This is a genomic window from Flavobacterium sp., assembly GCF_043720215.1.
Lineage (GTDB): Bacteria > Bacteroidota > Bacteroidia > Flavobacteriales > Flavobacteriaceae > Flavobacterium.
Map to the genome: position 1 here is coordinate 1 of NZ_JAYSSZ010000143.1, position 10,955 is coordinate 10,955.

General features: G+C 30.9%; 8 protein-coding genes. 2 read left to right on the forward strand and 6 right to left on the reverse strand.

The window, feature by feature from the left end:
* The coding region (locus ACHZC3_RS06595; RefSeq protein WP_394759080.1) for a hypothetical protein at positions 1–530 on the forward strand (530 nt) is incomplete at its 5' end.
* Here ACHZC3_RS06595 and ACHZC3_RS06600 read toward each other — a convergent pair.
* Genes ACHZC3_RS06600 through ACHZC3_RS06620 form a run of 5 tightly spaced genes read right to left on the reverse strand, consistent with a single transcriptional unit; the run spans position 527 to position 7,618 of the window.
* On the reverse strand, positions 527–1,744 hold the full coding sequence (locus tag ACHZC3_RS06600; RefSeq protein WP_394759081.1) for an NAD(P)/FAD-dependent oxidoreductase: 1,218 nt from the start codon (positions 1,742–1,744) through the stop codon (positions 527–529). The genes ACHZC3_RS06595 and ACHZC3_RS06600 overlap by 4 nt on opposite strands.
* On the reverse strand, positions 1,744–2,403 hold the full coding sequence (locus ACHZC3_RS06605) for a glycerophosphodiester phosphodiesterase (protein WP_394759082.1): 660 nt from the start codon (positions 2,401–2,403) through the stop codon (positions 1,744–1,746). The genes ACHZC3_RS06600 and ACHZC3_RS06605 overlap by 1 nt, the downstream gene beginning before the upstream one ends.
* 53 nt (positions 2,404–2,456) lie before the next feature.
* Complete coding sequence (locus tag ACHZC3_RS06610) at positions 2,457–3,863, reverse strand: alpha-amylase family glycosyl hydrolase (protein WP_394759083.1); 1,407 nt, start codon at positions 3,861–3,863, stop codon at positions 2,457–2,459.
* An 11-nt stretch (positions 3,864–3,874) separates the two neighbouring features.
* Positions 3,875–5,173, reverse strand: a complete 1,299-nt coding sequence (locus ACHZC3_RS06615; protein WP_394759084.1) for a serine hydrolase domain-containing protein — start codon at positions 5,171–5,173, stop codon at positions 3,875–3,877.
* A gap of 27 nt (positions 5,174–5,200) precedes the next feature.
* A complete protein-coding gene (locus tag ACHZC3_RS06620) occupies positions 5,201–7,618 on the reverse strand; it encodes an RND family transporter (RefSeq protein ID WP_394759085.1) in 2,418 nt (805 codons plus the stop codon).
* A gap of 182 nt (positions 7,619–7,800) precedes the next feature.
* Between ACHZC3_RS06620 and ACHZC3_RS06625 the strand changes: the two genes are divergently transcribed.
* A complete protein-coding gene (locus ACHZC3_RS06625) occupies positions 7,801–10,071 on the forward strand; it encodes a cation:proton antiporter (protein WP_394759086.1) in 2,271 nt (756 codons plus the stop codon).
* Here the strand turns inward: ACHZC3_RS06625 and ACHZC3_RS06630 are convergent.
* The coding region (locus tag ACHZC3_RS06630) for a DUF5686 family protein (protein ID WP_394759087.1) at positions 10,054–10,955 on the reverse strand (902 nt) is incomplete at its 5' end. The genes ACHZC3_RS06625 and ACHZC3_RS06630 overlap by 18 nt on opposite strands.

Here is a 10,955-nt window from a genome sequence, read left to right on the forward strand (position 1 = left end):
GTTTTAGCCAAATAAAGAATGATTCCTTAATAAACATTATTAAATCCGCGGATAAAATCATGCTTACGAGTCATGAGGATTTAAGGATGCAAATTTACAGAAAACCAAAAAGTGAAAGTGAAAAAAGGAGAAGTGAATTAAGAGTCGTTAATAACAGAAAGGGAAAGTATATCCTAGCTGCAATTTATAGCGGAATAATTAAATCAGAAAAACCCAATAAAAAAATTATTAAACAAAAAATTATTCTAAATTCCTTTTCAAGGAATGAATTAATAAGTATTATTTCTAATCAAACAAATGAAGAAAATTGGGGTCATTCTTGTTTCGACCCTCATCAAACTATATTTATTCTCATCAATAAAAAATGGGAGTTTATAGATCTTTGTTTTGGATGTGAAACCTATGAATTTAGCAAAGGAATAAATATAAACCAAAAAACATTCTTAAGATCTAATGAAGATTGGAAAAAATTAGAATCGTTTTTTAGAAGTTTAAATTTGACTTATAAATTACCCAATCTAAAAGATTAATTATCTATAACTGAATTCGCTACAATAAATCCACTTGTCCAAGCATTTTGAAAATTAAACCCGCCCGTGATCGCATCGATATTTACAATTTCTCCTGCAAAATAAAGATCAGATAAGATTTTGCTTTCCATGGTTTTGAAGTTTATTTCTTTTAAATCGATCCCGCCAGCAGTTACAAATTCTTCTTTGAAAGTGCTTTTTCCATTTACTTGAAACTCCGCATTGGTGAGTTGATTAGTCAAATTTGTAAGTTGATTTTTTGTTAAATCTGCCCATTTTGCTTCAATATCAATTTGAGAAGCTAAAACAATACTTTCCCACAATCGGTTCGGAATATCAAATGGCGATTTTTTAGAAACGGCTTTCTTCGAATGTTCCAATTTTAATTCTCTTAAAGTTATTGCTGTTTCTTCAAATGTTTTATCATTAAGCCAATTGACAACAATAGCAAATTGGTATTTTTTGTCAGCCAACTCTCTAGCTCCCCAAGCTGAAAGCCTTAAAATTCCTGGCCCAGACAATCCCCAATGTGTAATAAGTAAAGGTCCAGAAGCTTCAAGCTTTGAGTTTTTGACTTTGACAGAAGCCAATGCCGAAAGTCCCATTAAATCTTTAATTCTCGCATCTTTAATATTAAAAGTAAACAAAGACGGAACGGGCTCGACAACTGAATGTCCTAAGTTTTGAAGCATTTCCCAAATTTTAGGATTACTTCCTGTGGTCATTATTATTTTTTTGCAGGCAAATGTTTCGTGATTGGTTTCAACTTTCCAGAAAGTATCACTTTTAAAAATAGACTGTACACTTTGACCCGATAAAATATTGATTCCGAGTTTTTTCGTAGCTTCCAGAAAACAATCGATTATGGTTTGTGAAGAATTAGAAACAGGAAACATGCGTCCATCTTCTTCAATTTTGAGTTCGACACCATGTTTTTCAAACCAATCGATAGTATCCCCAGAGCAAAACTGATGAAAAGGACCACGAAGTTCTTTTTCGCCACGAGGATAAAATTTAACCAAATCGTTTGGCACAAAACAAGCGTGTGTGACATTGCAACGACCACCACCAGATATTCTTACTTTGCTTAAAACTTCCTGACCTCGTTCTAGAATAGCAACTTTAGTTTTTGGATTGTTTTCAACAATATTTATAGCTGTAAAAAATCCTGCAGCACCACCACCAACAATAATTATGTCGTATTTTGAATTCATTATATTTTATCTGGAAAATCTGAAATGATACCATCGACATTCAATGATTTGACAAAGGTAATATCTTCTGACGAATTTACGGTCCAAGTATGAATTTGAAATCCTTCCTTTTGAATTCTTGCTACAATATTGATAGTTAATAATTTAAAATAGGGATTAATACTAAAAGCTTTTATTTCTTTGGCAAAAGCGATTGCCTCATCTATAATATCTTCAGTTAAAACACCTATTTTAATTTTAGAATTTAACTGCGAAATTTCTTTTAAAACTGTCCAATCAAAACTAGAAACTATAAATTTTTCGACATTCCAGTGATTCTTAGATGAATAATTTTGAATTAACTCAACAACTAACTTCGTTGTTTTGGCATCTTTAATTTCAATATTAACAAAGCATTCTTGGTTTATTAGATCTAAAACTTCGATTAAAGTTGGAATTCCGAATTGCTTTAATTCCACAGAAGTGAAGTCTTTTACAAAACCATTCCCAATTGTAGTTCTATTGACGGTTTGGTCGTGAATAACCATAATTTCTGCGTCGGAACTCAAATGAACATCTAGTTCGATTCCATCTAATCTTAGCTCTAACGCTTTCTTAAACGAAGCCAAAGTATTTTCGGCAACATACCCTTTAGCACCACGATGTCCTATTTTTAGCATAAATCAAAAGTATAAAAAACGCCTTTACTAAAAGGTTTTTTTAAAATTAAACTTTATTCTGCAATTAGAATTTTATATTCCCATGGTTTGAGGTTTAGCTTCTGATCTTTTGCGAATGTTATTTTTTGTCCAGACATATAATCTGTAAATATTCCTTCTATTGGAGCCGTAAAAACAGTATTTGTTTTAGTTAAGTTACTCAAAAAAATGATTTTATTTCCTGATTTTTCTCTTTCAAAAGCAAGAATTTTTAAATCATCGGAAGTTAAAATTCTATGATATGAGGCTGGGTTTTTTCCGCCATTTAAAGCTGGATTTTCTGATTTTAGCTTCCCTAATTTTTCATAAATAGTCATCATTTTTCCCACTGTGTGCGGAATGGTGTCTTTCTCAAAGAATTTTAATCTCTCCTTTAAATCATATTCTTGTCCACTATAAATTAATGGCATTCCTGGTATTAGATATGTAAGAGCTGTAAAAACTCCTACAGATTCTCCCATTCTTTCGTATTCGGTTCCGTTCCAGAAATTTTCTCCGTGATTTGAAATGAAGTTCATATAAATATCATCTTTTTCACACAAAGAATCATTTAACACCATTTGGCTATCAAAACTTGCAATCGTTTTTTCTTCTTTTGCAATTCCGTTCATGATATAATGCATTTTCCAAGCGTATTGCATATCGAATGCGTTTGTCATTAAACTCGTTTTTTCAGCTTCCATGAGCATAAAAACTGGTTTAATTTTATTTAATTCAATTTTAGTTTTTTCCCAAAAATCTACAGGAACTTCAGCTGCAAGTTCGCATCGAAAACCATCAATATTGAATTCTTTTAGCCAATATTTCATTTCTTCGAGCATCGCAAGACGAAGACCTTGATTTTTATAATCTAATTTGGCAACATCTGTCCAATCGTAAGGTGAAACTATATTTCCTTCTTTATCATGTGTATAATATTCCGGACGTTGAGTAATCCAAGCGTGATCCCAAGCTGTGTGATTACCAACCCAATCTAAAATAACATAAATTCCGTTTTTGTGAGCCGCTTTTACTAATTTTTCGAAATCTGCTTTGTTTCCAAAATCAGGATTGATGCTTCTATAATCTTTTACAGAATATGGATTTCCTAAATATTTTTTCTTTTCTATAGAATCTGTATTTTCTTCGATTGATACATTTATTTTCGCTTTTCTTTTTTTGATTCCAATTTCGTGAACTGGCATAAGCCAAAGGATTTTTATACCTAGCTTTTTAAGTTTAGGAATATCTTTTGCAAACGCATTAAAGGTCCCTTCTGGTGAATACTGACGAATATTTGCTTCGTAAATTACTGCATTTTCGGCTAATTCCGGGGTTACAGCGGGAATTTCAAGCTTTTCTTCTTGAATTATTACTGGCTGTTCTTTTTTGCAACTTACAGATATTGTAAAAAGGAATAATAGAAAAAATATTTTTTGCATTCTAAACATATTTAATCTTTAGTAAAAAGGTATTGTCCTCCACCTTGTTTTAAAGTCATATTCTTCCCTTCAAAAATAAGTTTTACTCCTGCAGGATCAAACACAAATTCGGTCTTGCTAATTGGATTTAATCCAAACGAACTTTGCCCGGTTGCTTGTGCGGTTAGTTGTCCTTTATCAACTTTTATAGTAATCTTTATAGGTAATTGACTTGATGAATAAACACCTTCATAACTACTTAACTTATCTTTACTTACTTCAAATGTAGTTAGGTTTGGAAATTGATAAGGCATTTTGTAATAAATACTTAAAATACCAATCATAATATCATTTCTGTTATAATTATCTCCATTTACAATTAGAGAAACTCCTGTTTTTTCTGTAGGATAATATCCTGCAACAGCTCTAAATCCTTCGATTCCACCTGTGTGTCCGTAAAATTTTCTTTCGCCAAACGGAAAAGTAACTAATCCTTTACCATAAGATTGTTCTAGTTTTATCATTTCTTCTACTGTAGTTTTCTTTACTAATTTTCCATTAAAAATAGCATCAAGAAAAAAAGTTAAATCAGCCGTTGTTGATGAAATATTTCCTGCCCCAAAAGCTTGTGACATATCCCATTCTTTATTGACAGTCCATTTTTTGTCAGTATAACTATACGATTTACTTTCGCTATCAGATGATGTGATAGATGTGTTATGTAATTGCAGTTTATTTATAATTCTCTCTGTTAGATTTGTCTCATAATCTTTTTTGGAAACATCTTCTAGAATTCTTCCTAGTATATAATAGTTAGAATTACTGTATTCAAATTTGGAATTGGGTTCGAATACTGGTTTATAAGCTGTTATTTTGCTTATCATTTCTTGTTTAGAAACTTTTTGATAAACATTTACAGTTGTATCTCCATTTATAAAATCTAAAATTCCTGTGCGATGATGCAATAAATCATGAATGGTAATTTTGTCGGCATTGGAGATTTGAGGATAGAACTTTGCTAATTTTGTATCCAATTTTAATTTTCTTTCTTCTACTAACTGCATTATCATTACAGCTGTAAAGGTCTTTGTAATAGAGCCGATTTTGTATTTAGTGCTTTTATTTGCCTTTATATTGTTTTCTACATCTGAGAATCCGTAGGCTTTTTCGAAAACTATATTACCAGCTTCTCGGATGCAAACTTGTCCCATAAATTTGTTGTTTTGGTTTAGATGAACCAATAAACTGTCTATTTTATCAAAACGTGTTTTTTGTTGTGCAGATATATTTAATGAGAATATAAAAGCTCCGAATAAGATTAATTTTTTCATTTTTTTTATTTTTTAATACAAACAAATTTATTTCTTCCTTTCTAAAGCATCTACTTCTTCATCAGTATGCTCAAGAATATCTATTGTAGGTTGTCTAAATTCTTGTTCGTTTGATAATGTTTTGTTTAATGATAACACGAGTGCTGGAAGCAAAACCAAGTTAGACAACATTCCGAAAAACAGTGTTATAGCAACCAATCCTCCAAGTGCCACGGTGCCACCAAAACTGGATAACATGAAAACTGAAAAACCAAAAAACAATACAATCGAGGTGTAAAACATACTAATTCCAGCATCGTTAAACGTAGCAATTACAGATTTTTTTATCTTCCAATCATTTCTGGCTAATTCTAATCGGTATTGTGCCAAGAAACGTAATGTATCATCGACAGAAAGTCCGTAAGCAATCCCAAATACTAATATGGTTGATGGTTTTAGCGGAATTCCTAAAAATCCCATTAATCCCGCTGTAAGTAGTAACGGCAATAAATTTGGAATCAATGAAACTAAAACCATTTTGATTGAGCGAAACATTATTAAAACCAACAAAGAAGTTATTAGAAATGCAAAAGCTAATGATGACAACAAATTGTTTAACAAATATTGTGTCCCTTTTTGGAAAACCGATGCTTTTCCTGTAATGATAACATTGTATCGTGGTGAAGGAAATAATTTGTTTGCTTTGGCTCGAATTTGCGCTTCAATAGCATTCATTTTTTCACCATTTTCATCTTTGATAAAAGTCGTGATTCTAGCAAATTGGCCTGTAGAATCGACATAGCTTTTCATCAGGTTTTCTTTCGAATTCTGTGTGGCATTTTTAGCATACGATAAGATAAAAGCTTGTTCCTGTTGCGTTGGCAATTCGTAATATTCTGGATTCCCATTATAATAGGCTTGTTTCGAATATTTAACTAAGTTTACTATTGAAAGTGGTTTTGCTAGCTCAGGAATTTCTTGAATTGTTTCTTCCAATTCTTCCATTCGCTTTAATATAGACAGTTTCATGACTCCTTTTTTGTGTTTGGTGTCAATCATGATTTCTAGTGGCATTACGCCATCAAATTCTTTTTCAAAAAATCGTATGTCATCAAAAAAAGTAGTCTTTTTGGGCATATCTTCAATAATACTTCCCGAGATTCTCATTTCATAAATTCCTATTATTCCAAGAATAAGAAGTAAAATAGAAGTAATATAAACACCTACACGATTGTACTTTACTGTTCTCAAAATCCAATTCATAAAAGCGGTAAGATATTCACGTTCTAAATGTCCTAAATGTCTCGGGATTGGAGCTGGAATATAACTATGAAATATTGGAATAATGATTAAACACAAAACATACAATGCAATAATGTTTATAGAAGTTACCACACCAAATTCAGTTAACAAAACATTATTTGTTACAATAAATGTTGCAAATCCTAATGCGGTTGTCAGATTTGTCATTAATGTAGCCGTTCCAGTTTTAGTAATAACACGCTGCAAGGCTTTGGCTTTGTTTGCGTGAATTTTGTATTCTTGGTGGTATTTATTGGTCAAGAAAATACAGTTCGGAATCCCTATAACAATAACAAGAGTAGGAACTAATGCAGTTAGAACCGTGATTTCATAACCCAATAATCCTAGCAATCCGAAAGACCACATAACACCAACAATTACGATGATTAATGATATTATTGTAGCTCTAAATGATCGAAAGAAAAAGAAAAAAATAAGTCCTGTAATTAATAATGCTGCACCAATAAACAAACCTATTTCATCAAGGATTGTTTTTGCATTCAATGTTCGAATGTAAGGCATTCCTGATGTGCGAAGATCGACACCAGTTTGTTTTTCAAACCTTTCTATTTCAGGAATCAGTTTATTAAGTACAAAATCTTTTCTTGTTTTTGTATTAATTATTTTTTTATCTAAATAAATTGCAGATCGAATAGTTCCAGATTTTTTATTGAATAACAACCCTTCGTAAAATGGGAGTTTATTTAACAACTCAGACTTTATTTGAGATAAATAAACGCCATCTTGAATCTTATTTTTATTAATTAATGGTATTAATTCAAAAGTTTCGAGTGAATCATTTTTAACTAACTTTTTTAAATTATTGATAGAAATAACTAAATCAACTTCTTTATGAGATTGAATGTTAGTCATCAAATTCTCCCAAGATTTATAAATTTTCGGAGTAAATAATTTGGGGTCTTTTGTAGCAATTACAACAAGATTTCCTTCTTCTCCAAAGTTTTTCAAGAAAGATCTGTAGTCTACATTTATCTGATCATCAAACGGAATAAGATTGGCTTCGGTTTGTGTAAATTTGATATTTTTCCATTGTAAGGCAAACAGCACTGTAATTAATACAATTCCTGATAAAAAAACAATTCTATTTCTTAGAATAACTCGGGCGATAAATTCCCAAAACCCGATACTTAACATTTTTTTCATACAACCTAAAATGGAAAACAAAGGTAATTAAAACCTATAAAGTTTAGCAGTTTAAACTAAAACTTTTAATGAGTTTGTATTCATAATATTAATTTTAGTTTATTAATTTATTTAATGTTTTTATTTGTAGGTGAATTTTGTCATCTTTGCAAGATATAAAGCTGATAATTTCGTTATTTTTTATGAAAAACCTAAAAAATGCATTGTTTTACTTTACCGTAACTGGAGTGTTTACGGCTTTAATGTATTGGGTAGTTGGTCAAGGTAAAAACCTAGAGATAGGAAGACGAATCATTACTCCTTCAACTAAACACACAGAATGGAATCAGTTTTTAGAATCCCTTTTGCATAACTTACAACATCCTTTAGCGATTTTATTAGGGCAAATTATTACTATAATTATTGTAGCCCGTTTTTTTGGATGGATTTTCAAAAAAATTGGACAACCCTCAGTAATTGGAGAAATTATTGCAGGGATTTTCCTTGGTCCATCTGTTGTTGGCATGTATTTCCCAGAATTTTCTTCTGCTTTATTTCCTGTAGAATCCCTCGGTAATCTTCAATTTTTAAGCCAAATTGGGCTAATCCTTTTCATGTTTGTTATAGGAATGGAACTCGATCTGAAAGTTCTTAAAAACAAAGCAAACGAAGCAGTTGTTATAAGTCATGCCAGTATTGTTATCCCTTTTGCGTTAGGAATTTGTTTGGCTTATTATGTATATTTCAAATTTGCTCCTCAAGGCATCGAGTTTTTATCATTTAGTTTATTTATGGGAATTGCTATGAGTATCACTGCGTTTCCGGTTCTTGCCAGAATTGTTCAAGAGAGAGGTATTCATAAAACAAAATTAGGAAGTATTGTGATTACTTGTGCCGCAGCAGATGACATTACAGCCTGGTGCATTCTTGCCGCAGTTATTGCTATTGTAAAAGCAGGAACATTTGCAAGCTCACTTTATGTTATTGGACTAGCGATTTTGTATGTTTTATTAATGTTATTTATTGTAAAACCATTTTTCAAACGTGTAGGCGATTTGTATTCTAACAATGAAAACCTAAGTAAATCGGTAGTTGCTATATTTTTTTTAACACTTATAATATCGTCTTATTTAACTGAAGTAATAGGAATTCACGCACTTTTTGGCGCTTTTATGACAGGTGTAATCATGCCTGATACTTCTAAATTTAGAAATATTTTTATTGAAAAAGTAGAAGATGTTGCTTTAATACTTTTACTTCCATTATTTTTTGTTTTTACTGGATTGCGTACAGAAATTGGCTTACTTAATGATCCTTTTTTATGGAAAGTTACTGGATTTATTATTCTGGTTGCGGTAGTGGGTAAATTTGTTGGAAGTGCACTTGCTGCAAGATTTGTGGGACAAAGCTGGAAGGATAGTTTAACTATTGGAGCCTTAATGAATACACGAGGATTAATGGAACTGGTTGTATTAAACATAGGTTATGATTTAGGCGTTCTTACTTCCGAAATATTTACTATGATGGTAATCATGGCTTTAGTCACCACATTTATGACTGGACCAGCACTAGACTTGATTAATTATATTTTTAAATCGAAAGATACATTAGTTATTGACAATGAGCTTAATACAAACAAATATAAAATTCTTATTTCTTTTGGCAATTACGAAAAAGGGAAATCATTACTTCGATTAGCTAATAGCTTAGTCAAAAAGCAAAAAGATATTTCGACCATTACAGCGATGCATTTGTCTGTAAGTGATGAAATGCATGGTTTTAACCTTGAAGAATACGAAAAAGAAACATTTATCCCAATTCTTGAAGAGTCTGAAGTATTAAACCAAGAGATAAATACCATTTTTAAAGCAACTATCGATATTGAAACTGATATCGCAGAAATTGCCCATCAAGGAGAATTTGATTTATTATTAGTAGGTTTAGGAAAATCTATTTTTGAAGGAACCTTACTTGGTAAAGTGTTAGGTTTTACCACAAGAATTATAAATCCAGATAGATTATTAGATAAAATTACGGGGAAAGAAGGCTTGTTTGCCAATTCAATTTTTGATGAGCGAACACGTCAAATTATTGCTAAAAACAAAATGCCGATAGGTATCCTTGTAGATAATGAATTGAATTATACCGACAAGATTTTTGTTCCTTTTTTTGGAACAGAAGATGCTTTTCTAGTTGACTACATTCAGAAGTTTGTTTATAATAACAATTCTAAAGTTAAAATTATTGATATAAATAATCAAATTGAAAATAATTTTTTAATAAAAAATGCCATTCAATCTTTAGAAAAAACATATCCAGACAACATTACTTTAGTTAGCGATTATCAGATTTTGAAATCGTTTTTAATCAAACAAGATCTAATGGTAATTAGTTTAGAGAGTTGGAAAAAATTAGTTGATTCTCAAAGTGTTTGGTTAAGTAATTTACCTTCGGTTCTAATTATTAAACCCTAAATCTATTTTAATACTGAGTTTTATAGCAATATTATCTTCAAAACTAGGCAACTGGTTTGGACCATATCTATAAAATGCAACTAATCCTAATCCTCTATAAATTTGGTTCAGTTCGAATCCTGATTCTAGAAATCCTTTCTCTAAAGTTTTGTAATTAATATTTAGATGTTGATTTGCATTTTCTAAACTTCCCAAACCATATTTTGTAACTACCGAAAAAACGGGTTTTATTCTTTTGCTAATTTCAAATTTAGGAAACTCATGTTCTAGCTGAAAAAAAACATATCTACTAGAGAAAAATTCGTTGAAATACATGGTTTCAAAACTATCTTTTCCTGCAAATGTGATGCGTTGTATGATTTTATCTTTATTCAAATTATTTGGCGAATGATTGTAAACATGCGTTATAGGGATATCGCCTGAAGCATAACCTCCTTCAAAAAGAAATAGTAATTTATGGTTTGAGTTAAACTTTTTTTGGTAATCAAATCTAAAATCTATTTTACCAAAACTGAAGTCATTTTGCCAAAGATTCGAAATAGTTTTCGAATATTGAAATGTAAAACGAGGGTATTTCTTTTCAATTTCAATCCTTTTATTTGGCGTTTGCATATACTTACTAAACGGATTCCATTGTATCGAAGCCGTTAGCATAGTGGCTTTAAACTCAGAATACAGACTGTTATTATAATTAAATAAATAATCAAATCTAGGTATAATATCACTTTGCGAAATCTGCAAAACACTTTCCGTTTTCGGAATAATCTTAGTTTCTACAAATCCTCTCCAAGTAACATGATTATAAAAAGTGCTAATATTAAAAGGTCTAGGATCGTATATCTTAAAAGTTTTTTTATCAGCTTCAAAAGAAGTGCTTGCAATTT